Source organism: Larkinella sp. C7, assembly GCF_006149005.1.
Lineage (GTDB): Bacteria > Bacteroidota > Bacteroidia > Cytophagales > Spirosomataceae > Larkinella.
The window spans coordinates 1,045,312-1,070,753 of record NZ_VBSL01000001.1 but is presented as its reverse complement, the minus strand read 5'-3'; the positions used below and the strand labels follow the sequence as shown (position 1 = coordinate 1,070,753).

General features: G+C 50.1%; 22 protein-coding genes. 19 read left to right on the top strand and 3 right to left on the bottom strand.

The window, feature by feature from the left end; translation table 11 throughout:
* Window positions 1-76 precede the first annotated feature (76 nt).
* The 6 genes from FH871_RS04290 to FH871_RS04265 all read left to right on the top strand — a co-directional run bounded on the left by FH871_RS04290 (window position 77) and on the right by FH871_RS04265 (window position 5,011).
* Window positions 77-1,009: an RraA family protein gene (locus tag FH871_RS04290; protein WP_138990064.1), complete on the top strand. Its 933-nt coding sequence runs from the start codon at window positions 77-79 to the stop codon at window positions 1,007-1,009.
* Window positions 1,010-1,132: 123 nt separating this feature from the next.
* Window positions 1,133-2,065: an RraA family protein gene (locus FH871_RS04285; protein ID WP_138990063.1), complete on the top strand. Its 933-nt coding sequence runs from the start codon at window positions 1,133-1,135 to the stop codon at window positions 2,063-2,065.
* A gap of 189 nt (window positions 2,066-2,254) precedes the next feature.
* The gene (locus FH871_RS04280) at window positions 2,255-3,100 is read left to right on the top strand and encodes a helix-turn-helix domain-containing protein (protein WP_138990062.1); all 846 of its coding nucleotides are present in this window, start codon (window positions 2,255-2,257) and stop codon (window positions 3,098-3,100) included.
* A gap of 129 nt (window positions 3,101-3,229) precedes the next feature.
* Entirely contained in the window at window positions 3,230-3,823 is a 594-nt protein-coding gene (locus FH871_RS04275) for a c-type cytochrome (RefSeq protein ID WP_138990061.1), read from the top strand.
* A 57-nt stretch (window positions 3,824-3,880) separates the two neighbouring features.
* Complete coding sequence (locus tag FH871_RS04270; RefSeq protein ID WP_138990060.1) at window positions 3,881-4,501, top strand: YceI family protein; 621 nt, start codon at window positions 3,881-3,883, stop codon at window positions 4,499-4,501.
* Window positions 4,502-4,549: 48 nt separating this feature from the next.
* Window positions 4,550-5,011 (top strand): regulatory protein RecX, encoded by a 462-nt coding sequence (locus tag FH871_RS04265; protein WP_138990059.1) that lies wholly within the window; start codon window positions 4,550-4,552, stop codon window positions 5,009-5,011.
* Window positions 5,012-5,139: 128 nt separating this feature from the next.
* Here FH871_RS04265 and FH871_RS04260 read toward each other — a convergent pair whose 3' ends face one another.
* Entirely contained in the window at window positions 5,140-6,129 is a 990-nt protein-coding gene (locus FH871_RS04260) for a ribonucleotide-diphosphate reductase subunit beta (RefSeq protein ID WP_114405425.1), read from the bottom strand.
* A 255-nt stretch (window positions 6,130-6,384) separates the two neighbouring features.
* On the opposite strand from FH871_RS04260, the gene FH871_RS04255 reads away from it, so the two are divergent.
* The 4 genes from FH871_RS04255 (at window position 6,385) to FH871_RS04240 (ending at window position 13,169) form a co-directional block, all read left to right on the top strand.
* Window positions 6,385-7,194, top strand: coding sequence for a glycosyltransferase family 2 protein (locus FH871_RS04255; RefSeq protein ID WP_138990058.1), 810 nt, complete (start codon window positions 6,385-6,387; stop codon window positions 7,192-7,194).
* Between the two features lie 402 nt (window positions 7,195-7,596).
* Complete coding sequence (locus tag FH871_RS04250) at window positions 7,597-9,117, top strand: hypothetical protein (protein WP_138990057.1); 1,521 nt, start codon at window positions 7,597-7,599, stop codon at window positions 9,115-9,117.
* Entirely contained in the window at window positions 9,077-12,337 is a 3,261-nt protein-coding gene (locus FH871_RS04245; RefSeq protein ID WP_138990056.1) for a hypothetical protein, read from the top strand. The genes FH871_RS04250 and FH871_RS04245 overlap by 41 nt, the downstream gene beginning before the upstream one ends.
* 445 nt (window positions 12,338-12,782) lie before the next feature.
* Window positions 12,783-13,169, top strand: a complete 387-nt coding sequence (locus FH871_RS04240; RefSeq protein ID WP_138990055.1) for a hypothetical protein — start codon at window positions 12,783-12,785, stop codon at window positions 13,167-13,169.
* A 532-nt stretch (window positions 13,170-13,701) separates the two neighbouring features.
* On the opposite strand, the gene FH871_RS04235 is transcribed toward FH871_RS04240, so the two are convergent.
* Complete coding sequence (locus FH871_RS04235) at window positions 13,702-13,977, bottom strand: hypothetical protein (RefSeq protein WP_138990054.1); 276 nt, start codon at window positions 13,975-13,977, stop codon at window positions 13,702-13,704.
* 119 nt (window positions 13,978-14,096) lie between these two features.
* Window positions 14,097-14,246, bottom strand: coding sequence for a hypothetical protein (locus FH871_RS33045; protein WP_171062755.1), 150 nt, complete (start codon window positions 14,244-14,246; stop codon window positions 14,097-14,099).
* 1 nt (window position 14,247) lies between these two features.
* Here FH871_RS33045 and FH871_RS04230 point away from each other — a divergent pair, with 1 nt between their 5' ends.
* From FH871_RS04230 to FH871_RS04190, 9 genes are all read left to right on the top strand, one after another.
* Window positions 14,248-15,351, top strand: coding sequence for a hypothetical protein (locus FH871_RS04230; RefSeq protein WP_138990053.1), 1,104 nt, complete (start codon window positions 14,248-14,250; stop codon window positions 15,349-15,351).
* Window positions 15,323-15,577 (top strand): hypothetical protein, encoded by a 255-nt coding sequence (locus FH871_RS04225; RefSeq protein WP_138990052.1) that lies wholly within the window; start codon window positions 15,323-15,325, stop codon window positions 15,575-15,577. The genes FH871_RS04230 and FH871_RS04225 overlap by 29 nt, the downstream gene beginning before the upstream one ends.
* A complete protein-coding gene (locus FH871_RS04220; RefSeq protein WP_138990051.1) occupies window positions 15,558-16,259 on the top strand; it encodes a hypothetical protein in 702 nt (233 codons plus the stop codon). The genes FH871_RS04225 and FH871_RS04220 overlap by 20 nt, the downstream gene beginning before the upstream one ends.
* A gap of 135 nt (window positions 16,260-16,394) precedes the next feature.
* A complete protein-coding gene (locus FH871_RS04215; RefSeq protein ID WP_138990050.1) occupies window positions 16,395-16,811 on the top strand; it encodes a hypothetical protein in 417 nt (138 codons plus the stop codon).
* A gap of 37 nt (window positions 16,812-16,848) precedes the next feature.
* Window positions 16,849-17,298, top strand: coding sequence for a hypothetical protein (locus tag FH871_RS04210; protein ID WP_138990049.1), 450 nt, complete (start codon window positions 16,849-16,851; stop codon window positions 17,296-17,298).
* 53 nt (window positions 17,299-17,351) lie between these two features.
* Window positions 17,352-19,892: a CBM35 domain-containing protein gene (locus FH871_RS04205; protein ID WP_138990048.1), complete on the top strand. Its 2,541-nt coding sequence runs from the start codon at window positions 17,352-17,354 to the stop codon at window positions 19,890-19,892.
* Between the two features lie 420 nt (window positions 19,893-20,312).
* Complete coding sequence (locus tag FH871_RS04200) at window positions 20,313-22,943, top strand: XrtN system VIT domain-containing protein (RefSeq protein ID WP_138990047.1); 2,631 nt, start codon at window positions 20,313-20,315, stop codon at window positions 22,941-22,943.
* Window positions 22,930-23,991 (top strand): exosortase N, encoded by a 1,062-nt coding sequence (xrtN, locus tag FH871_RS04195; RefSeq protein ID WP_138990046.1) that lies wholly within the window; start codon window positions 22,930-22,932, stop codon window positions 23,989-23,991. Before FH871_RS04200 ends, xrtN begins: the two co-directional genes overlap by 14 nt.
* A 394-nt stretch (window positions 23,992-24,385) precedes the next feature.
* Window positions 24,386-25,441 carry a putative zinc-binding metallopeptidase gene (locus tag FH871_RS04190; RefSeq protein WP_138990045.1) on the top strand — a complete coding sequence of 352 codons (1,056 nt, stop codon included), beginning with the start codon at window positions 24,386-24,388 and terminating at the stop codon, window positions 25,439-25,441.
* Window position 25,442 lies beyond the last annotated feature (1 nt).

Sequence of the window (25,442 nt, the reverse complement as noted above, 5' to 3'; positions counted from 1 at the left end):
GACTTTTCTAATTCCTTAATCTTTCCGGGTGCAGTATCTGCGTGCAGTTTTGCTGACCGGCAACCCTTAAAAAGCGATGATAAAGAAAACGTTCGTAGCATTGGCAATTACCCTTTTGGGAAGTATGTCGGCTCAGGCCCAGCGGGTTGGCTCATCGGTTGAGCAGGTTACCGCTTTAACGTCTAACTGGAAAGGGGCACGTTTGCCCGATGGTCGGCCCAATGTGCCGGATCTGGTTCTGGAGCGGCTGCAAAACTGTACGCTGGAGCAAATCTGGGGCTATCTGGGGAACAAAGGTTACCGCAACCAGGTCGAAAAAAACTGGGTCATTCTCAAACCCGGCGAAACCATGACCGGGCGGGTGGTTACGGCGCAGTTTATGCCAACCCGGCCCGACCTCGACAGCCTGGTCAGGAAGCAGGGCAAAGCTGAAGGGCGTTCGCAGAAAGGCGGTATCAACATCTGGCCGATCGATATTCTGACCAAAGGTGATGTGTATGTGGCCGACGGCTACGGAAAAATTAAAGATGGAACCCTGATTGGTTCGAGCCTCGGCAACGCGATCTATGGCAAAACCGGGAAGGGTGTCATTTTCTACGGTTCGGTCCGGGATATGCAGGAACTGAAAGACACCAAAGGGTTCAACGCCTGGGTGAAAGGCCACGATCCGTCGTATATCAAAGACATGACGCCGACGTCCATCAATGCGCCGATTCGCATCGGTGAGGTGACGGTTTTTCCGGGCGATGTTGTGTTTGCGAACGAATACGGCGTAGTGTTCATTCCGGCCCACCTGGTGGAGGGGCTGGTGTCGGCTTCGGAGATGACGGCCTTGCGGGATGAATTTGAACGTGTACTTTTGCAGCAGGGAAAATACCCCTCGGGCGAGATTCACGGCGACTGGTCGGCCAAGATCAAAGATGAATTCAGAGCCTGGGTGGGCAAATACCCCAAAAAATTAGCGATTACCCAAAAAGACATTGACGCCTATCTGGCGAAAGAACATTAAAAAAGGTAATGATAAATGTTAAATGAGTAATGATAAACGTAAAAGTAGGTTTCAATCCAACACTTTTACGTTTATCATTACTCATTTAACATTTGATATTGTTTACAGATTAATTGACCCCGTATGAAATCCAGCATTGCTTTAATCGTTTCTCTCCTTGTCCTCGTATTCAGCACGCATTCGTTGGTTGCCCAAACCATTCCGAAGGAGGAATTGACATTTTTGACATCGGAATGGAAGGGAGAACGGTTTCCCGACGGGCGTCCTAAAATTCCGGATGCCCTCGTAGAACGGGCTAAAAAAATCGGAATCGACGATGCCTGGACGGTTTTGAAAAACGAAGGCTACACGAACCAGTTTGAAGGCGGCTGGAAATTCATCCACGATGACGTCATCGTGGTGGGCCGGGCCGTAACGGCGATGTTTATGCCCAGCCGACCGGATGTGGAGAAAAACATCAAGGAGCGCGGCACCACCAAACAGGGTCGCAAGGGAAACACCAACACCTGGCCCATTGAAACGCTGACCAAGGGCGATGTATACGTGGCCGACGGTTTTGGGAAAATCGGCGGAGGAACGCTCGTGGGGGCGACGTTGGGGAACGCCATTTTCAGCAAAACCGGCAACGGCGTCGTCTTCAACGGAGCCGCCCGCGACTTGCAGGAATTGCAGAACATCAAGGGTTTCAACGCCTTTGTGCGGGATTTTCACCCGTCTTTTCTGGAAGAAATGGTGTTGATGGGACTCAACACACCGATCCGCATGGGGGGCACGATGGTGTTGCCGGGCGATCTGGTGATTGCCCAGCGCGAAGGCATTCTGTTCGTACCGGCGCACATGGCCGAGCAGGTGATTACCACCTGCGAATTTGTGACCCGCAAGGATCAGTTTGGCTTCGAGATGGTAAAATCAAACCGCTACACCACCGGCCAGATCGACAGCCAGTGGACCGACGAGATTAAGACGGAGTTTCTGAAATGGCTGGGGCAACATCCCGAACTGGGCGCCATGACCCGGCCGGAGCTGGACAAAGTCATGAGCAAACGAACCTGGTAAATTGTTATTTCAATCAATACGTACGATGGCCGGAGATCGCTTCGGCCATTTTTTTGCCCGTCGGGCTCGAAAGAAAAATACAGTCAGGTGTGTGACCGGTTGCGAAAATGTCGCATTTTTTCAATACCGGAACCGATTGGGGCTTTACTTTTACGGCACAATTCGCAACAACACTACGATTGAACAGGAATGAATACATGGTACCAGGAATTTAAACCGTCGGCCGCGCTGCAACCTTTCGTTGAATGTTACTGGCTGCATCATTTTGAAACCAGCGGTAACGAAGAGTCGCCCCTGCAGCGTTGCCTGCCTTTCGGAACGCTGGAACTGATCATGCACCTGGACGATAACCGCGCCTATGTGTTGTTTGATAAGCAGTGGCACAAGCTCCCGCAGGCGTTTTTTGCGGGGCTTTACCAGGATGCCGTGCAGTGGAAGTCGGTGGGAACGACCCGCAAATTCGGTATCCAGCTCAAACCGGAGAGTCTGCCGCAACTGTTCAATGTGCCTGGCGCATCGCTGTTCAATAATTTCACGGACCTGGAAAGTCTCTTCGGAAAACGCATGAACCGCCTGGTCGACAGCGTCTACGGTTTGCCGGATATCCAGGCGGTGGTCAGCGCAGCGGAGACGTTTCTACTGGCGCAACTCCGGAATCTGAAGGCCGACCGCAATTACGTATTCGAAGCCACCCGGCTGATCCGGAAAGCAAAAGGAAACCTGTCCATCGAAGATCTGAGCACGCATTTATACGTGAGCAAGCGGCAGTTGGAACGCAGTTTTAAAGACAAATACGGCACCACGCCCAAGATGTACCAGCGGATCATTCGCTTCCGGAATGCCTACGAGTCGTTCCAGCAGGAAACGACACTCCCCAACTGGCTGGATGTTTCGCACACGTTTGGCTATTCGGACCAGGCCCATTTTATCCGGGAATTCAGACTGTTTACCAATGACGCCCCGACGATGGTGTTTAATGACCAGGGCCATTACTACCGGGTTCCGGGGCGGCAACTGATCCGGACCCATGCCTAAAGCATCCGATTCCGGTTTTTGGTAGACGCTGCCGGTTTTATTTATCCACCTTTTTACCGTTTCAATGACGGTCTGCCTGAAATCCGGCAGATCACAGGGGTCTTTTTTTTCACTACAACCAAACACACCATGAGATGGATTTATCTGGCGGCTACAGCCGCCATCGGGCTTGCCTGTGCCTTTACCCAGCCGCATAACGCCCCCCAACCGGAATTCAGTCCGGTTCTGGTACCCCAAAAAACAACCCAGGGCGAGCTGGTCAAACGGGGCGAATACCTGGTGACGATTATGGGCTGTGCGGATTGCCACGCGCCCAAGAAAATGACAGCCCGGGGACCCGCACCTGACATGGACCGCTTTCTGTCCGGTTACAACAGCGCTCAACCGCTGGGTTCGTACGACAAAAATCTGGTCAAGTCGGGTCAATGGGTGCTGTTCAATGGGCAGAATACGGCCTTCATCGGCCCCTGGGGCGTGTCGTTTGCGGCCAACTTAACGCCGGATGCCACCGGGATCGGCAACTGGTCGGAGGAGCAGTTCAACAAAGCCATGCGGCAGGGGAAATTCAAAGGGCTGGACAGCGGCCGACCCTTGCTACCGCCGATGCCGTGGCCGAACTATGCCGGGATGACCGATGCGGACATGAAGGCGGTTTTTGCCTATCTGAAATCGCTCAAACCGGTTTCCAATGCCGTACCCGCCCCGATTCCGCCCGCGCCCTGAGTTCGGCAACAGGCCATTTTGCTTCTATTTTTTTTACGTCAAAACAACGAATACACCATGAAAAAAGTACGCTTATTTTGCGCCATTGCCCTGTCGTTTTTTCTGTTGAATTGTACGAAAGACCATTTAGATCCTTCGCAGGAGCAGTACCAGCTTGACGAAAAAACGTCCGTCGCCGTGTGGAAAGGCAGTCTGCGAACTGGTTATTTTGAAGAAGGCTCCATTGCCGTGACGAGCGATGCCCTGACGGTGAAAGACGGGAAAATAACCGGTGGCTCATTCACGATTCCGGTTTCTTCCATCGTCAGCACCAGTTTGCCGGACACGCTCAAGCCGGTGTTGGTACACCATCTTCAAAGTGCCGATTTCTTCAACATGGCGTTGCATCCGTCGATTACCTACACCATCACCAGTCTGGCACCTTATGCGGGTGGAGAAGGCGTGGCTGGGGCCAACTACCGGGTGAATGGCAGTCTGACGATGCTGGGCAAGACCCATCCGGTGAACTTTCCTGCAAAAATTGCCTTGAAAGACAATCAGTTGGCCGTGGAAGCCACGCTCAAGGTGGACCGCACCCAATGGGGCATGACGTATAGCGCAGACCCCGCTTTACCCGATGCGCAATACATTCTGCCCGAAATCGCTATCCACTTAAAACTCGCCGGGAACAAACATTAAGGGCCGGGGTGTTCTTTTGTCGCTACTCTTACGTCTTTCTTCCCAAAAATGACCGAGCAAACAAAAGACATTCTACGCCGGGCGGCTTCGTTTTGCGCCTACCAGGAACGAACCCAGCGGGAAGTCCGCGAACGACTTGGTGAGTGGGAGGTGTTCGGCGATGAGGCTGAGGAGATGATTGTGTGGCTGATCGAACAGAATTACCTGAATGAGGAGCGGTTTGCCAAAACGTTTGCGGGCAGCAAGTTCCGGGTGAAACGCTGGGGGCGGCACAAAATCCGACAACACCTCAAGCAGCGCGGCATTACCGGCTACAACCTCGAACAGGCCATGAAGGAAATCGAACCCGACGATTACCGCCAGACGCTGGTCGATTTACTCGAAAAAAAGAAGCGCAGTCTCCAGGGCGAAAGCCCACTGGTGATGAAACAGAAACTGGTCCGGTACGCCATCAGCAAAGGCTATGAAAGCGAGATGGTGTGGGCGGTTATTGGGGAGAATAAAGAGTAAAAAGAGAATAAAGAATAAAGACAAGAGAATAAGACGAATGAAATGCTCAGAACGTCTTTATTCTCTTGTCTTTATTCTTTATTCAGTTGCCAACCGCGACACGACCGACAGGCCAATGACAGGTCGGTTTAAAAATCAGCGTCGAAGGTAATTTTCTGATCTTCTTTTTCTTTGGTAGACGACATGACACCGGCTTTCTGGTATTCGCCGACGCGTTTCTCGAAGAAATTGGTTTTGCCCTGCAGCGAAATCATGTCCATGAAATCGAACGGATTCGTGGAGTTATACACCTTCTGCAAACCCAGCGACACCAGCAGGTGATCGGCCACAAATTCGATGTATTGCTTCATTAACTCGGCGTTCATACCGATGAGCGAAACCGGCAGTGATTCACTGACAAACTCCTGCTCAATGCTGACCGCATCCTGAATCATGGCGTATACCTCCGATTCCGGCAGTTTATTCTTGATGTGCTCCGTGTAGAGCATGCAGGCAAAGTCGCGGTGCAAGCCTTCGTCGCGCGAAATCAGCTCGTTCGAGAACGACAGACCGGGCATCAGACCCCGTTTTTTCAACCAGAAAATCGAGCAGAACGAACCGGAGAAGAAGATGCCTTCCACGGCCGCAAAGGCCAGCAGCCGTTCCACGAATGAACCGTTTTCGATCCAGCGCATGGCCCAGTCGGCTTTCCGTTTCACGCAGGGAATGGTATCGACCGCCCGCAGCATCTTGTCTTTTTCGACCGGGTTTTTGATGTACGTATCGATCAGCAGCGAATAGGTTTCCGAGTGGATGTTTTCCATCATGATCTGGAAACCGTAGAAGCATTTGGCTTCGGCATATTGCACCTGCGACAGAAAACCGACCGCCAGATTTTCGTTGACAATTCCGTCTGAAGCGGCAAAAAATGCCAGGACGTTGGAGATAAAATGCCGCTCGCCGTCGTTCAGGTTTTCCCAGTCGCGCTGGTCCTGCGAGAGGTCAATTTCCTCCGCCGTCCAGAACGACGCTTCGTGCTGCTTATACATTCTCCAGATGTCGTGGTGTCGGATCGGGAAAAGAACGAACCGGAGTGGATCATCTTGTAAGATCGGTTCGATTGCTTCAGGTTGAGCCATGATTCTTATAGACTTAGTGGTAAGTGTAACGTTCAGTAAACTAAAAAGCGGGCTAACAAAGTTATCGCATTGGCGGAGGAATGCAACTTAAAAATTGATGGATGAAACTAGCCGGGTAGCCGCTTTCTGAATAACTCCATAGGTATCAAATAGTTGTTGAGCGGGCAAAAAAATAACTTCTTAGAAATCTGCTAAAATTTGATTTTTGCATTGAAAGCCAGTCATTTGTAGTCCCATCTCGATTTTAGTGTTTTTATGTCCGAGTTGCCATTGCCCGGCTTGCCGCCGGTGAGTGCCGTAATGATTACTTTCAACTCCGCCCGCATTCTGCCGGCGGTCCTGCGTGCCTTAAGCTGGTGTGACGAGATTGTCGTGGTCGATTCGGGCAGCACCGATCAAACCCTTCCCCTGGCGCAGCAGTTCGGTTGTCGCGTTCTCCACCGGGATTTCGACGGATTTGGTTTACAGAAAGGATTTGCCGTTAGCCAGGCCCGGAATTCCTGGGTGCTGGTGGTCGATGCCGACGAAGTTGTAAGCGACGAACTCCGTTCTGAAATTCAGCTCCGCCTGGCGGAAGTAGAAGCCGGGCAACGCGATTTTCACGGTTTTGAAGTCCCGATTTCGCTGGTCTTTCTCGACCGGCTGATGCGGTTTGGCGGAGAATACAAAATGCCCCATCTGCGGCTTTTCGACAAACGGTTTGGCAACTACAACACCGCCCGGGTTCACGAAGACGTGGTGCTGACCGGCCCGGTCGGCAAACTGACGCACCACATGCTGCACGACAGCTACGGCAGCCTCCACGAATACTTCGAGAAATTCAACCGCTATACCACCGCCGGTGCCCGCGATTTGCTGAGTCGGAACAAACGCGGTTCCATTGCCCAGATCATTTTTCGGCTCCCGATCACCTTCGTAAAAGAGTATGTGATTAAACGGAATTTCCTGAACGGCTATCCCGGTTTTATCTGGTCGTTGTTTTCGGCGATGTATCCGGTGGTGAAATACGCAAAACTTCGGGAGTTGCGGAGGAGAAGGGCCCCCAAAGCAGCGTTGCCGGACTGAGGATTGTAAGCGACATTTATGCCCTTTTTACCTCAAAAAGTTACTTGTTATTTGTCTGTTAAATGGACTGGTAACTTAGGAAAGTGACATTTAGCACTTCTTTCGTTGCCAGACAAAAATAAGTTGGTTTCTATACAATGTGACCCCATATTGCGCATCATTCGCTGGGCATTTCCATGTGGAAGCTGTTTTTATGTAGCGCATTTATACCGACTCTGTCTCCACTATTTCGTATGGGAAAACGTTATCGTTCATTCATACAGTTTATTGTACTAATAATTGTTTGTACATATAATTGTTTTGGTGCAACTTTTAGGGATTCAGAAGAATTGCCTGATGGGAGTAAGCGGACGCCGAAGGCTAAAGTAGGGATGTATGGGCCAATAAACCGGTTCTCTAAGGTTGTCGACCCCGTCTGAAAATCCATCCCCATCAGGATTAAAACGGCCGGAATCGATTCCGGCGCGGCCTTTCCGGCTAAGCCCCGTACGACCCCTGAAAAACAGTGTAGATCCGGTTCGGTTTATCCTGACGGCCAATAAAACGGCGATCACCGTTGGTGAAGAAATTGAGCTAACCATCCGGGCCGAATTGCTCGATATTCCACCCAGCCTGCTGTTCTTTTTTGAGGATCAGAAATCGTTTTCCCTCAAACTGCTGTTGCCCGACGGGTTTGAGATAACGGGTGGAACCTATACCGACTTCATTGGTGCGACACTTGATCTGCAATCCAAACCCGCTGTCGAGTATACGGTTAAAGGGAAGTTTACCCGGTATTCACCGGAACCTTTTACGCTTCTGAGAGGGCCTAAACAAGTAAGTACACAAAGCCTTTTTGAGAAGAAAGCGGAATTGGTGCTGGATCTTCAGCCTGTCTGTACCCTGGAGGCCAGTCAGGTTCGGGTCTATGAGCCGGTGGCGGGGGTTTTAGTGATTGAGGTGTTGGAAAACCCGACCCGTTATGTATACAGCCTGGATAACATCACGTTTTATCCGACCAATTTCTTTCCCAAACAGCAGTCCCGGACGTGCACGGTCTATGTTCGGGAGAAATGGAACCCGGCCTGTGTGGTGGCCGTCAATTACGCTTTTGCCCCATCGAAACCCATCAAAGGCGTACAAGGGGCGACACCACAAGGAGCGACACCACTATCCGATTCGCCTTGTGATGAAACAAGGCCTGTTATTAACGATGCTAGTGGCGTTTTGACTGTTTATGGTTGTGGTGGCACAACCATGTGGGTACGGGATAATATTGTTTTAACAGCTACAATCGGACAAAATACCATCATTGCTTGTAACCAGGGGGGGAATGGGACCTATACGGTTTACTGCTATGCAAATTCGGGGGTATGTGGCGATCAATCCAGCGATCCGGTCAATGTATCGAGTTGTCAGACAGAATGCTGGTTGCCGACGAGCACTAAGCGCTGTACTAATGGCCAATTAGAGCGAGAAGAATTCTTGAGCAGTTCCTGTAATCCGCAGGCCCGACTGGCCGCTACCAGGAATATGCTAACTCGATGGGTACTAACCGGATTACCTTGCGAACCTGCCCATTGGGAGCCGACCGGAAATGTTCGCTGTGACGCGTCGACGGAGTATTATCAGGAACAGGAAGAACGGGATGTCGCTCAGGGCTCATCAACCTATAATGTAACCCACTGGGTGCCGACCGGTCAGGAGTGTTTTCCCCCAGTAAACCCTAATTGGCAACCGACAGGGGTGTTGAAGTGTGACGCGTCGACGGAGTATTATCAGAAGCGGGAAGAGCGGGACATCGCCGAAGGGTCGCCCTCCTACAATGAGACGCGCTGGGAGCGGACCAACAACGGCAACGACTGTTTCCCGGTTATCGCCCCCAACTGGCAACCCACGGGCAATGTTCCCCAACTGGCAGCCCACGGGCAATGTTCGTTGTGATGCTTCGACGGATTATCTTCAGGAACGGGAAGAACGGGACATCGCCGAAGGTTCGCTCACCTATAATGTAATCCACTGGGTGCCGACCGGTGAAGACTGTAGACTTCCCACAGCGAATTGGCAAACCACGGGCAATACCCGCTGTAACCCTACCGTCAATCGCCTGGAACGCGAGGAACGTGACATGGCAACGGGTTCGGTGACGTATAATGAAACCCGGTGGATTCTCACCACCGATTGCTGCCCGATGAGTGCCCCGACAGTCAATGCGTTGCCTGCCGCGATCTCCGGCTCCCAGACCGTCACGCTGACGGCTTCGGGTTGTGCTTTCCAGGTGGAATGGTCCGGGCCGGGCGGCACCTCGACGGGGGTTGTCTTGATGGTGACGCTATCCCAAACCACTACCTTCACGGCTCGCTGCCTGTCTGGCAGTTGCCAAAGTCCCACCGCTTCGGTGACCGTGCAACGGATCACGGTTCCGGCCCCCATCATCCGCACCAACCAGACCGCCTTGTGTCCGGGTGATACCCTGCAACTGGATGCAGACGGCTGTGAAGGACTGGTGCGGTGGTCGAACGGGATGACGGGCAACCGCATCCGGTTTGCGCCAACGGCCACAACAACCTACTCAGCGACCTGCGTGGTGAGCAACGTGGCCAGTGAGGCTTCCAATGCCATCGGGATTTTGGTGCAAACTGCGCCCACCGGTGCCAGTGCCACGACCGGCCAAACCCCCTACACCACGGGGCAAACCATCAGCCTGAGCGCGACGGCTGCGGGGGCTACCCGCTACGAATGGAGTGGTCCGGGCGGTTTTATGGCCACGGGGCAGTCGGTCAGCCGCCCGAATGCAACCGTGGGGATGGGTGGTTCGTACACGGTTCGGGCGTATAGCGGAGCTGCCTGTCCGGCCGTAGCCACGGTTAGTGTGACGGTACAACCGTCGGTGACTTGCACCTTGGCGTTCGATGGCGAACCGTTGGCGGACTGTGACTTTTCGGCGGCTGACACCACGCGCCGGGGCCGGATTACGGTGAAGGTGAAAAATGAACAGGTTAATAGCTCATTGCATATTGCGCTCTACCAGCCGGTGGTGAACGGTGGGCAAACGAGCTACCAACTGAAGTCGATTCTGCCCAACAGCCCGGCGGTTTTTACGGGTTTGCAGGAAGGCACGTACCGGATCGAAGCATACGAAGTAACGGGAATCGATACCTGCCGGGCGGGAAGCCGGCTGGTGTCGGTGGTTTGCGACACGACAGTTTCGGGCTGCAACATCCGCATCAAGGCGGTCAATAGTCAGCAAACCGAAACCGATGTGTTGCCGCGGGTAGGCGGGGTTTTGCAACCGCTGACGCTGTCGGTACAACACCTGGAAGGGGCTTTTTTGGCGGGGTATACCTACCAGTGGACGCGTACGGCGGGAACGGGTGCCGCCGTCAGCCTGGGCACCACGCCGACGCTCTCGGCGACGGCGATTGGGGAATACGCCGTGAAGCTGATGAGTGGGACGGACACCTGTACGGCCTACCTGACGGTTCGCAGCAAACCGTGTACGCCCCGCACGCACACGTACGCCTGTGGCACGATGCCCGCGATTCCGCTGCCTGACAACGGGAGCCGATTGAGCAACCTGGCTCCGGGCGACACGATCCGGGCGGCTGATTTCGACATCATCGTGACGGAGGTGCGGGGTGGCGGTTCGGCAGGCTGGAACGGGGTGGGGTACACCGAGATTCCGTATTTGCAGGGCTCGCGGATTGCCATTGAACTGACCGGGGTGGTGGTCAATGAGTGCTATGAGTTGGTGGGCGGAACGGCGGTGTCGGCGTATGATCCGAGTGGATTTAGTGGGCAGCCAGGAAGCGTAGATAAGTTCTCAGACTTGTCAAAGGTGGTTGCTGAAGTCTATACGCTCCTTGAAAATCTAAAATCTACAGATGCAAACCTTGTTACTGAGCAAAAGCAGCGGCTCTCCTCATTAACTTCAGTTATCCAGGCCGATACAAGTCTAACGGAGGTTCAAAAGCAACAAGCTATCCAGCAAATCAATGCGATTAGTGAACAATTAACCATAGTTGAACAACAGCCTTGTATTTGTGCCTCCTGTTCAACGTCTTCGACACCAGGAGGGAGATTGGCAGCCGCGCCCAATTGCCAGGATATTCAAATCGAAATTGCCAGAAGCGAAGTTGCTTACACGGAAGCTCTTGGTGGTAGTATGCCGGGTTGCAATGCTCCTAAACCCACTGGAACGGGACGGGATGGGGAATTGAAAACAACACACGGAATTGTTCAAAGTGTTAAAGTAGGTACCGTTGGCATTGCATGTACTAAGACATGGATCTATATTAAAAAGATTGGTGATATTGCCGTCAATGAAGGGTGGTATGAAACGGTGGATGTCGTCATCGACAGTCTTTTTCGCTATGGTGAGGTTAACCCCATTACTTTATTCATGTCGGGGAAACAGCAACTGACCCGTTTCACCCAATGGTATATTCAGGACCGGATTAATTGCCAGGAAACAGGATCATGTGATAACAGTTTTGGTAAAGCGGCTATATACAATACGAATAGGTCAAATTATCGTCTATATAGGCCAATCGACCAAATCAGCGCTTATTACAATTGGGCCGCCTTGGAAGTACAGAAAAAATCATCTGTACGGTTTTTTCATGCAGCCCGTGATGTAACGGGTTGGCTAGGGGTACGCGGAGCATTTACAGTTCCTTTAGCATCAGGACTTTCAGAAGCTGGACGTAAATCACTAGCTGATGTAAACGTAATTCTGCTAGAGAAAAACATGCCTATCATCAATCAAATTTTGACATCAGGTAGTTCGAATATAGCACAAGGCAATGGTATAATTTGGGATTTTAACTATGTGTTAATCGAACAACGTGCTCTGACTCAATATTTATTTAATAATAATTACTTGCCTAAGGCTGATATTTATCAAATTAATGAAAATTTTAAAGATTATGAACCTTTCAATCCCCATTTTAAACTAGCAAAATTCCTGGTCAACACTGCCCGGCTTGACTATCAAATTGAGAAACATCGTTTTGCCATTGGTCGGTCATTAGTTTTTCTTCGCCATGCTGATGACCCAACATTCGTCAATTCGCCTAGATATCAGCAAGCTTTGGATTATTTAAAAACAGAATATGGAAATCAGAATGTAGAGCAATTCAAGCAAGCTTTTTTAGGGCAATAAAAATGGAATATACAAATTATGAAAGCACATTATGAAGTTATGCCTATTATATTTATTTGGATTTTATTGGGGATTTATATTTTTATAAATGCTTTATTTATAAATCCATATGAGGAATTTAGTCTTACAAGGGCAGATAAACTTAATGGGATTATGTTTTGTGCGTCTGTAACTGCTACCAAAGTAGTCGAATTGTTTCGGTTACGATTATTTAATATAATAATTCGTTTAATTGTAATTTTTCTTATTTATATTGTTATATATGACTTGTTGGGAGGTCCATACATGCTTGTTTCATTTTTCCAACCCTTTTACAGGAATGTATTGGCACACTTTACAATTCTCTTTTTAATACTCGAAGGCATTACTTACTATCTGCAAAACCGGAAAGTAAAATAGTGTAAGATATTTAATTTAAAAATGATTAAGCCTGTGAAAATTTCTTATGAAAACACAGTATGAGGCTATTACTATTGCAGTAATATGGGTATTGCTGGGAACTTATATTTTGTTTTGCAAAATTTTAACAAAAGATATTCTAGATAATTTTAGCCTACTAGTTGAAATGGCAAAAAGTGATGGTGCAATGTTTTGCTTTGCGGTTACTTTAATCAAATTAACCGAACTAATTCGGCTTAAATTATTTGATATTATAACTCGATTGGCATTGATTTTTGTCGTTTATGTTGTCATTTATAGTTTATTGGGAGGCCCATATATGCTCGTTTCATTTGCCCAGCTTTTTCACCGACACGTATTGGCACACTTTGCCATTCTATTTTTATTACTTGAAAGTATTACTTACTATCTACAAAACCGGTATGAAAAATAGAATAGAAACTCATAATAAAAAATACTGTTCAATGTTAAATGGAGTTGATGAACTAAACAGTCAATCCTGAATCGTATTTCAATAGAAAATACACCATGTATTCAACCTATCAAAAACAATTTAAAAACGTGGAATATCAATTAATTAATAAAGAAACTAATAAGTACGACGCCATCATTCGCTATGAAGATTTTGACGAGCGTTTTTATTTGGATTTATTTTAGAGCAACCAATGAATATTCTTCAATTTTTGTTGCAGTTAAAATATAAATAGGTTAATTTTTAAAATTGTTTGTAAATGCAAGTTGATAGAATAATTTGTTGCTAATAACTCACAATTTAGTGACAAACTAAATCGATACCTGTGTCAGGTATTAATCAAATAACTGCCACGGAAAAACCGGATTAGCAACGGCTAATCCACCCGTTCTTTGACATTCAGAACGACAAAATAAAAGCAGCAACTGGTCACGGTGCGGTTTTATAAAATCGCACCGTTTTCCTAAATCTGTTAACTAAACTGAGGTCGATTCTACCCAACAGCCCGGCAGTTTTTACGGGTTTGCAGGAAGGCACGTACCGGATCGATGCGTACGAAGTAACGGGAATCGACACCTGCCGGGCGGGAAGCCGACTGGTGACGGTCGACTGCGACACGACGGTTTCGGGCTGCAACATCCGCATCAAGGCGGTCGATAGTCAGAATACCGAAACCGATGTGTTGCCGCGAGTGGGCGGGGTTTTGCAACCGCTGACGCTGTCGGTAGAACACATGGACGGAGCTTCGCTGACGGGTTACCAGTATCAATGGAGTCGCACCAGTGGAACGCGTGCGGCTGTTAGCCTGGGCACCTCACCAACCTTGTCGGCGACGGCGATTGGGGAATACGCCGTGAAGCTGATGAGTGGGACGGACACCTGTACGGCTTACCTGACGGTTCGCAGCAAACCGTGTACACCCCGCACGCACACGTATGCCTGTGGCACGACGCCCGCCATTCCGCTGCCCGACACCGGGAGCCGGTTGAGCAACCTGGCGCCGGGCGACACGATCCGGGCGGCTGATTTCGACATCATCGTGACGGAGGTGACGGGTGGCGGTTCGGCAGGCTGGAATGGGGTGGGCTACACGGAGATTCCGTATTTGCAGGGCTCGCGGATTGCCATTGAGTTGACCGGGGTGGTGGTCAATGAGTGTTACGAATTGGTGGGAGGGACGGCGCAGTCGGCGTATGATCCGAAGTGGACGGAAGTTAAGCCTATTGATGAAGTAGTGACAAATGCTGTCACGGCCATAAAAGATTTATTAGCAGTTTATACTCCTAATGACAAGGCTAAATTGGAAGAATATACGAAAAAGCTTGATGAAGTGAAGCAAGCTTACCAGGAGGATGACGGAATTCCCCAAGAAGCTAAAGAAGCTATTATTCATAATACGACTATAATTCAAGCTAAATTGAATGAATTAGTATCTTGTGATTCTTTATCAAATTCACCTAATGGTAGAAGAACCGCTACTGCCTGTCCGAATCCTCAGGATCTCATTGACATGATGAATGAAGGCCTTCCAGAGTCAACTATTGATCTGCAAAAAAGGACAATCGAATTTGGTGAATTTCAATGGTATGGTAAGCCTAATGAAATCTCAAATAAGATTCATACTCAAGCAAATAGGATAGCTATTCGACAATTAATAGATACCACAGGGAGCTTAAGTGATTGGAATAAATATGTGGGATATACACAAGAAAATACCAGAGCTATATACGAAAATGGTGGTTTACTTGATGCGGCTTTGGGGGTTCGAGATGTACTTTCCGCTGCTTCGCAAAATAGAATCATTGATAACTTTTTTACTGGCAGACAAACAGAGGTTGCTTTTGAAATAGGCGATCCTGTTTCCAATAAATTAATCGAATACTATCAGCATCCTTTACGGCCCTATATTGATAAATTTATTACCAAGGTTACACCAAGCATAAAGGAAAGTGGGTTTGACAAATTAACCGGTAACTTTGTTTTTAGTAAGCGCGAGGGCGCTAATGGTATTGGGTTACCAGATTTTAGTAATCCTACTGAGATCCCTTTCTATGATTTCTATGGTATTATGGGAGGTACGCAAAAGATTAAGGTCGAGATGGAATTAAAAACAATTGCAAAAAAAAGGACTGGGTTTGTATAATCAAAATCTTGAATCTTTTGATTATACAATTCAAAGATTAAATGCTACTTTCCATATTATGGATTGGTATGGTGCCGATGAAGCAGATATTAATGGAAGTTCTATAAAGAAAGACTTCAGTGAAAGCCTGAAGGCCTTATTTATGTTACAGCATTTCTGGGGTGTTGGGCATCCTTTTCAAACCAGAATTTCAGCCAAATTGATAAATGAATTTACGATCCGATGAATATAAAAAAAATTACTTTTTTTTGCTGGGTTTGGCAGTATTCTATATTATTTATAGAATAAATAGACCCGCTTGTAAATCATATGGAAGTGAAAAAATGTTTCTAATAGGAGCGTGCCCTCCCGTTAGAAACTCTTACACAACTGTGTATAGACGCTTAAATTGTTTTTGCGATAATATTGAAAACTGGAAGAAAATATGTGCTGTTATTCATCATCTTGATTATTATAAAAACCTTGGTGGTGAGAAATATCCAGAAAATATGTTTGGAACTAAAAAAATACCTTGTGGTGATGACGAGCTACAGGTTGACGTATTTGATGATAATGATGTTTTTCTTTATATAGTTCAAGATACTACTAAAATCGTTTATGATGGAGCTTTGAAAAAACTAATTATAAATGATATGGTGACTTATAAGGTTGGCATCTTGGATGTTGATAAAGAAAGCAAAAAAGTAACTCACAATTCAAAAAAAGCCACAATTAAATACGGTTTAGATTATAATGAATTAAATAGTAAATCCTTGATAAAATTTCAACAAGCCATTCATCATGATTCGACCTATCAAAAGAGATTTAAAAATGTGGAATACCAATTAATCAATAAGGAAACCCGCAGACATGATGCCAGCATTCGCTATGAAGATTTTGGTGAGCGGTTTTATCTGGATGTGTTTTAAAGGCGTTATATCAACTCATAATTACAAGTAAACAGGAAGAATAATGAAAAATTTAACCCATTTAAAATGTTTGCTCAAGCAATAAATTGTATGAAATCCATCACCTTACGCCTTCAATTCCTATTGGCTCTGTGTATGCTTTTAATCGTTGGGCTTGCCGGATGCAACAAGAACAGCGACGATCCCGAACCCAGCCCCACTTCCAGCATCGGCAAATACGCCGGGAAGATGGTTACAACGGGCGGCTTGACGAATCAGGGGTCTGCCATTGTCCAGACCATGGCCATCACCGTTGAAATGACGGCAGGGAGCAAGGAAAACGAAGTCAAGTGGAAAATTATCGGTCCTTTCGGTGATTACAACGATCCGCTGATGGCAACGATAGAGGGCACCAAATTCACGACACAAAGCCAGAAGCTTACGTATGGCCCGGGAGATGAGGTGGTTTTCGAAGGAACGGGCACCCTCATCGGACAGCAACTCACGGTTACGCTCCGGGAGGACGATGGCCAGGGGCAATACACGCACGAAATTACGGCAACCCGAAAATAATTCAATTTTATTCAATCCATACACCAATCAAATGCACATGAAAACGTCTGCACCATTTTTCCACTTCTACCTGAAAACGATTGTACCGGTTTTGATTCTGCTCAGTTTTTCGGCTTGTAAAAACGACAGCGATGACCCACAGGATACGACAAGCACTTTTGTCGGAACCTATACGGGCAAAATGGTTGCAACAGGCCAACTCATGGATTTTGAGCTAGACCCCATCGATGTCGAAATTCAGGCCGGTAGCAAATCCAATGAAGTAAAAATAAAATTTGACTTCGGTTTGGGCGAGGCTGATTTTTTGCCGGCTACGGTGAGTGGAAACACCATCACGCTGGCGAAACACACCATCAAGGACGATTTTGGCACCATGACCTCCGAGGGAAGCGGTACTTTGTCGGGTAAGTTGCTAACGCTGAACGTGAAACAGACGGACGACACCGGTGCCAACAGCAATATCCAGATTACCGCAACTAAAAAATGATGCTTCGTGGCCGGACAGTCCTACAGTCCGGTTTCTTTTAATCCGGTTTCTTTATGAAAAGATCGTTAACGGTTGTTTGCCAGACCGTCCTGGGGCTGCTTTTGCCACTTGGAATGCTCCTGAGCTTCCGGTCGGCCTATGCTGACAACCGAGACCGACCATCGGATACGGATCCGGCCCGACCGGCAACGGCTTCAAGCCCGTTGCTTCCGGCTGGGACCACAACAGCCCTTGTCAAACTCAACACCAACAGCACCGCACTTTCGACCGCCACTACGGCGGGCCTGGAACATGCGCTACAGCGGGCACTGACCCACTCGCCGAAAAAAACGAGTAGCCGGGTTTTATCAGACCAGACCGCCTTGATAGAACCGAAGTTGGCAGCCGCCACCTCGGCGGAGCGCGATTCAGCGGCTTCGCTGTTTCGCTATTTAGACAGCCGCAATGGCTACGTGGAGGAGTTGACAATGCAGGATTTAACGGTATTACCGGTCGGCCTCAAAAAACAGATCGGTAACCGCACCGTTGAACTGGGCATTCTGAAAGTAACCTTTTTCCCCCAACACGCGGAACTGACGGTTTTTGCCCGTATAAAGGCTTCGATGCCTGACCCTCATTCGGGCGTCAATGAGCGCGAATTGTTTTTCGGGGCCGATCAGGTGCATTTTACCCGCGACGGTGGATTAACGGGTGATTTTAAGCTGGTGCTGCTGGGTGATTATATTGTCCCGATGGGCAATATGACCTTGCGGCTGCGGGGCGGGTTGAACCGTTTCACGGGAGCTACGGAAGATTTGACGTATGCAACGTTTAATTGTGGCGGTCTGGTCGGGTTAGGTGTAGCCGGTGATGTGCTGTTTCCACGGAGTATGTTGGTGCCCATCGAACCGGTGACTGGCGGGGTTATTGGTTCCGGGCAGGTGATGGGCACCTTTCAGGTGAGTGCCCCGGATTTTAGCGACCTGATCGCGAAGGTCGACATCACGCCCTTTGCCGTGACGGGCTACGAACAATTCGGCTTCCAGTTGACGCAGGCGGTTCTAGACCTCAGTGAAAAACGAAACGACAACGCCGTTTTGTTTCCGCCGGATTATTTCAACGATCCTCAAAACAGCTTGCCGGATGGCTCCGATCCCGGCACCTGGAAGGGCGTTTATATTCAACAGTTTCGGATCATCTTACCTCCTGAGTTTAAAACCCGGAGCGGTGGCTCGGAGCGCATTTCCATCGAAGCCACGAACCTGATCTACGACCGGCAGGGGCTGACGGCGGTTGTTGCGGTAAACAATCCATTGAACGGACAACCCCTGTCGGCTTCCGGCTGGTCCATGACGCTGGATCGCTTCGAACTGGCATTTGAAAAACACAAATTGATCGGTGGGGCTTTTCAAGGATTGTTAACCTTGCCCATTGCGCCCACTACTCCCTTGGGATATCGGGGGCAAATCAGTAAAAACAAGGAGTACCGACTCGCTGTGACGGTCGTAGAATCGCTTAAGTTTCCTCTCTGGCGCGCCACCGCCACGTTGCATCCTTCTTCTACCGTGACGTTAACAGTAGCTAACGGTGCCTTTAAACCGCAGGCGACACTCCACGGTAGCCTGGGTATTTATGCCATGAAGAATGGCTCCGAAGCCACGGAGGGTGCTGCAACGCTCCAATTCAAGGGGATTACGTTCGAGAATCTGGTGCTGCAAACCGATGCACCCCGGCTGACAGTCGGTGCTTTGGGTTATCAAAATGAGCAGAAACTGGCCGGTTTTTCGATTACCGTCAGTGAATTGCGGGTGGCTGCGGCACCGGCCGATAGCGGAGACGCCACCCTCTATTTGCAAGTTCGGGTCAACCTGATGAAGGAAACCTTTGGTGCTACGGCGGGCGTGACGGCTTATGGCAAATTTGTGGAAAATAATAGTGGTGGATGTGTTAGTTTACCCGCAATCACAACGGTTATTGTCAATCCAGCGGTTCTGTTGAATGCCGGGAGCAACAGTCCCGTTGCCATAGGGCAGCCGTTGTCACTGACCGCGACGGCTATTGGGGGAGGTACGTATCGCTGGACTGGCCCCAACGGTTTTACTTCTACCGCTCAGAATCCTACCATTCCGGTGGCAACTTCAGTAAATTCCGGTGCGTATCAGGTGATGGCTTCTGTGGGCAGTTGTACTGCGGTAGCCAGTACATCAGTGATGATTTCTGCCAGCAGTTCATACAGTGTGTGTATTGAAGCCGAAGATGCCACGTTGACGACCGGGACAGGCACCGTCACGAATGATGCGGCTGCTTCGGGAAGCCAACGGATTGGTAATTATAGTAACTCCAGTACGAACCGGCGGTTTACACTCAATACCGTTCCTCTGGCCGGTACGTACCAAATTCAGATTCGGTATTATACAACGGCAACAGCGGCTCAGGCGGCTGTACTGGTCAATGAGCAGGCTGCCAGCATCACCACCCTCAGCAATTCAGGAGCGAACGGGTATTCTACATATACTTTGACGAAGAATTTGAATCAGGGAACTAATTCGATCCGAATTCAGGGCAATGGAACCGGTTCATTTGCTTTGGATCGGGTATGTGTGGTCAAACCTTAGAAGTTGTTTGAATGAAGGCCGGAGGCCTGTCCTGTCAATAGTCAATATCAACGAGTGGTAGCTCTGGAGGAGCGGTTTAAAGACATCTTCAGGCCGCTCCTTCGGAGCTACCACTCGTTGGTATCGGCTATTGACTATTGACAGACCGCCCTTCCAGGGCTCTCTCCGGTTAACTCAAACAGCGTGTTAGCTTTTCCCAATGAAATTATTCCGGTCCTCAGTCTGGGATGGGTGTTTGTAACCCAACTCTTCATTTCTAAGCAACAGTCACGGTGCCAATGTGTGCCGTGATTTTTTTGTTTAGGTTGTATCTATCTGTTTTTGAGCATTTTATGGTACGGTTTTAATTAAATTTCACTCAATAGTTGACACTTCAGTGTTTTTTACTTTGATTTACAAAGTACTTTTAAATACATAAGAATGAGCACACCTGTAACGCCCGTTACGAGCGAACCGGCCAAAACCGCCCCCGCTCTCCAGCCAACGGAACAACCCGAAGTGGTTGCTCCTCTAACCGATCAAACGCCTTGGTGGTGGCTGGCTTTCCGGCAGCCGACGTTCCGCTGGGGACTCGGGTTTGTCGCGGTTTCGGCCACCCTGTTTGCCTTGTATGAATATTATGTGGCCCGAAACGGATCACCCGCCCACATGACGGTATTCGTGTATCATTACGGGATTGCCATTGCCTACACCGCCTGGCTGCTGATGAGGAAGGAGTTGAGTCAGTATAATCAACCGCCACAGGGCCGCCCAGCCCGTATGCTCATGCTGGTGTTGTGGCTAATCAGTGCCTACGCGCTGAACCGGGACATACCGGTATTTCAGGAATCGGTTCCGTGGTTGAAAGTGATGTTGATTTTTGCGGGCTTTCTGATGATTGGTTCCACCTGGCTGGATGGCCTTTCGGTTCGGGGACAGCAAGCGTTGGTGTTTGGCCTGACCGTGGTCTGGTGCCTGTTTCTTTACCAGACGGTTTATGTCGCTCCGCATTACCACCTCGGGCTTTTTGGAATCATCCTGCTGGGCATCGGCGGACATATTCTCGTCCCTCTGCTCATCACCATTGCGCTGGGTCGGCTTCTTCAACGAAGCTGGAACGAGCACGAACACCGGCGTCCGGCCATCATCGCCGGTTTTTTGGTGCCCCTCATCGTTATCGGCTGGTTTTTATACCAATGGACGCAAATCGATACCCGGATTCGCTATACCTCGAACGCCATTACGGCCCGGAAAGACGACGAACTGCCGTCCTGGGTGTTGCTGGCGCAGCAACTGCCGAACGATTGGATTACGGAGCGGTATCTGAAAACCGGGTCGATCTATAGCCAGCAGGGGAGCCGGATGAACAGCGTGTTTGGGCGACAGGACGAACTGAAACGGCACGATCCCCTGGTGTTTATCGCGTCGGCGTACCGAAAACCGGCCGAAGCCTGGAATCAGGACATGCAGAAACTCATCGGAACGCTGTATACCTCCCGGCACCAGACCGAAGAGCGGCTGTGGTCGGGTACGCACCTGCGGACGACCAATGTGCTGACCCAGGCCCGAATTTACCCGGAATACCGGCTGGCGTATACCGAGAAAACCCTGCATGTTCACAACGGCGGTCCGTTGCAGCAGGAAGCACTCTACACCTTTCATTTGCCGGAAGGTTCGGTGGTCACCTCGCTGTCGTTGTGGATCAATGGGCGGGAAGAAAAAGGCATTCTGACCACCAAAGCGAAAGCCGATACCGCCTACCGAACCATCGTGAGCGTGGAACGGCGCGATCCGTCGGTGGTTCACTGGCGCGAAGGAAACCGGATCAGCGTACGGGTTTTCCCCTGTCTGCCCCACGACGCGCGGCAGGTAAAAATCGGCATCACTTCGCCCCTGCGGCTGGAAACCCGGCAGACCGGGCCACCCCAACTGGTGTATGAAAACGCCTGGTTTGAAGGCCCCGATGAGCAGGGCGCAACCGAAACCGTAAAAATTGTTTTTTCGCAGAAACCGCAAAATCCGGCGTGGCCGGACTTTCTGAAACCCGGCTTTTTTGAAAAACCGGTCGAAAAACAACGGATCAGCGAGTCGAATTACCAGCGGTATTGGGAATTTCGCTTTGACGCGCCGACACTGGCAACGGGCGGTTATCGGTTCGATGGGCATACCTACCGCCTGCAACCCGCCCGGACGATCACCGAACGATTCAATCCGCAGGCTGTTTTTCTGGATCTGAACCAGGACTGGACGGAAACCGACATCGATGACGTACTGAAAATCGCTGAACACCGTCCGGTTTGGGTCTACGACGAAGGCCTGGTTCAACTGACCAGCGCCAACCGTATCGAGCTGACCGAACGGCTTCTGCAACAGCGGTTTAGTGTGTTTCCGATCCATCAAATTCCCGATCCGGCTACGGCTTTGCTGGTGACGAAAGGCTCCGAAATCGGGCCGCAACTGAGCGATCTGGCCGGGAGTCCCTACGCCGAAACGCTGAAGACGCAGGCCGGAAAACGTCCGGCTTTGCGAACGTTTTCGCTCTCGAAACCGTCGGATCTGGTGAAAACGCTGAGCGAACTGGGCGTGCTTCAAATGGATTACGGTACGGTTTCTGAGTTACAAACGCTGGTGAAACACAACCGGTTTATCCGGCAAATGACGTCTGATCAGTCCGTTTCGTTGCCGCAGTCGGGTATCCGGATTACGCGAATGTCAGAGATAAATACAGAACCGTCAGCCACTCTGGCACCCGATCATTTGCTCCGTTTGTATGCCTATAACCACCTGCTAAACCAATTGGGAACCCGGTATTTCGAGCCGGATTATGCCACAGCTCCGCTCGTTGCCGAAGCCCAGCAGGCCAACATCGTTTCCCCGGTTTCGAGCCTGATTGTGCTGGAAACGCAGCAGGACTACGACCGGTTTGGGATCAAAAAATCAAAAGAGGGACTGGACAATGCCACCCTGAAAAACACCGGCGCGGTTCCCGAACCGCACGAATGGGTTTTGCTGATCCTGGCCGTGGTGTGGGTTTTCTACCTCTGGCAAAAAGGCAGTTATGTGGGTCTTTGATCTGACCTTCCTCATCGGGCTGGCGTTGGCGGTTTATGTACTGCTGACGCCAGCCCGAAGCCGGTGGATGGCTGTGCTGGGCGGACTGGCCCTGGCGTCGCCCGGTTTGCGCTGGCTGACGACGGTTTTTGGGTTTCCGATCCGCCTGCAACTGAGTGCGGGGGTCGTGGCGATTTTGCAGATGTTGGGTGCCGATGCCACCGTGAGCGGCAATCTGATCCGGCTGAACGGCGTCGATTTTGCCGTCGATCCGGCCTGCATGGGGCTACAAATGACGGGTTTGTCGATGCTGGCAAGTTTATTTCTGGTCATTCACCTGGAAAACCGCACCCACACGCGTCTTTCGTTCGGCTGGCTGGTGCTGGTGGGAGTCGGAACGGGTGGGCTGCTGGTTTTGACCAACCTGCTGCGGATTCTGACCCTGGTCGTTTTCCGGATTGCGCCCGAAGACCCGTTGCACGATCTGGTCGGTCTGGCGTGTCTGGCCCTGTACCTGCTCGTTCCGCTGACCTGGGGCTTGCAGCGTCTTTATAGTCGGGTTGGAAAACCGTTGCCTGCCCATTCGAGTCGGTTCTGGGCGCGGCTGGCAGCGGTTTATGGCGTCGTGGGGCTGGCCGGTTTTGGGGTCATTCAGCGGAGCCAGCCTGTTGCACCGGTGGCGGTTTCGGTTCCATCGGGCTATGTTTCTCGCCAGCTCGATCATGGGTTTACCCAATACAGCAAAACCGGGTCGCTGGTGTACGTCAAACCGGTTCGGACGGCGTACAGTGCTGAACACAGCCCGGTGGTGTGCTGGAAAGGCAGCGGGTATGCGTTTGGGGCCGTCGCGGAAAAAGTGATCGACGGCCACCGGATTTACGTCGGGTCGTTGCAGCGGGGGCGCGAGCGGCTGTATACCGCCTGGTGGTTCACAAACGGCGTTCAGCAAACCATCGGCCAGTTCGACTTCCGCTGGCGAATGCTTCGGGGCGAACCGCCTTTTGCGTTAGTGAACGTCACCGTAGCCCGACGCGCCGACCTGGTGAAAACCGTTCGCGAGTGGTATTGAATGAGCTTTATCAGGAGCAGAATCTGATTCAGAGAAGAATGATACGAAAATAGGGTAACAGGTGTGTAATTGAATGTTTCTATGTTGTAATTATTAGTAACTTTCTGATTTTAAGATAGAAAGCTGTATTAGAATTTGCAATTTTTTGTATTATTACGTCAAATAAAAAGGGTGTTTATCGAACCATTTTGTCGTAAAGACGTTAAAGAGAAAGTAATTTAACGCAAACTGTGAGATTATTGACCCCGGAGGGGCCCGATGTACTATTAACATTACGTGCCGCCGACACTTAGACAACTGTTAGGCAAGGGCATCATCTCATAGGTCGCGTTAATTTAGAGTAAGTTAGGGTTTAGAAGATGAGGAGTTTTAAGATTCCTGGTTCTGTTAGCGTATGAAACTTTTTAAATGTACACACTGCGGAGAACCGATTTACTTTGAAAACAGCCGGTGTACCCAGTGTGAATACCCGCTTGGCTTTGTCGCCGGGCAACTGGAACTGCTGCCTTTGGAGGCTGTAGGCACCGATACGTTCCGGATTTATAACCAGGGTGAAACGCTTTACCGTTATTGTGCCAACCACCAGTACGGCGTTTGCAACTGGCTGGTGGAAGATGGACAATCGCGCTATTGCGAAGCCTGTACGCTGAACCGAACCATTCCCAACCTGAGTAAACCGGCGTATCTGCAACGCTGGAAAGTGATCGAGACCGCCAAACACCGACTGATTTATTCGCTCCGGCGCATGAAACTTCCCGTGATTGGCCGGTCGGCCGATCCGGAACGGGGGCTCTCCTTCGATTTTCTGGCCGACGGAACCCAGAAACGCATCCGAACCGGTCACATGCGGGGCCTGATTACCATCAACATCGTGGAAGCCGATGACATTGAACGGGAGATGACCCGCCAGAAAATGGACGAACCGTACCGCACGGTTTTGGGCCATTTTCGGCACGAAATCGGGCATTATTACTGGGATCGCCTGATCCGCAACACCAACCGGATCGATCAGTACCGGGAGCTGTTTGGCGATGAGCGGGAGAGTTATAAAGATGCCTTGCGAAATCATTACCAGCAGGGGCCTCCGGCGGGCTGGAATCTGAAATACATCAGCGCCTACGCCAGCGCTCACCCCTGGGAAGACTGGGCCGAAACCTGGGCGCATTACCTGCACATTCTGGATACGCTCGAAACCGCTTATGCCTTTGGGTTAAGCGTTCAATTCCAGCCGGTTATGGACTCGATGAGCATGGCGCAGGAAGAGAAAATCGATCCCTATGATCCGGAAGATTTCAAGACGCTGATGGATCTCTGGGGGCCGCTGTCGTTTGCCATGAACAATCTCAACCGCAGCATGGGCCATCCTGATCTCTATCCGTTTATCATCCCGTCGGGTGTTCTGGAAAAGCTGAGTTTTATCCACCAGATTTGTTACCAGGCCCGCCAGTAAA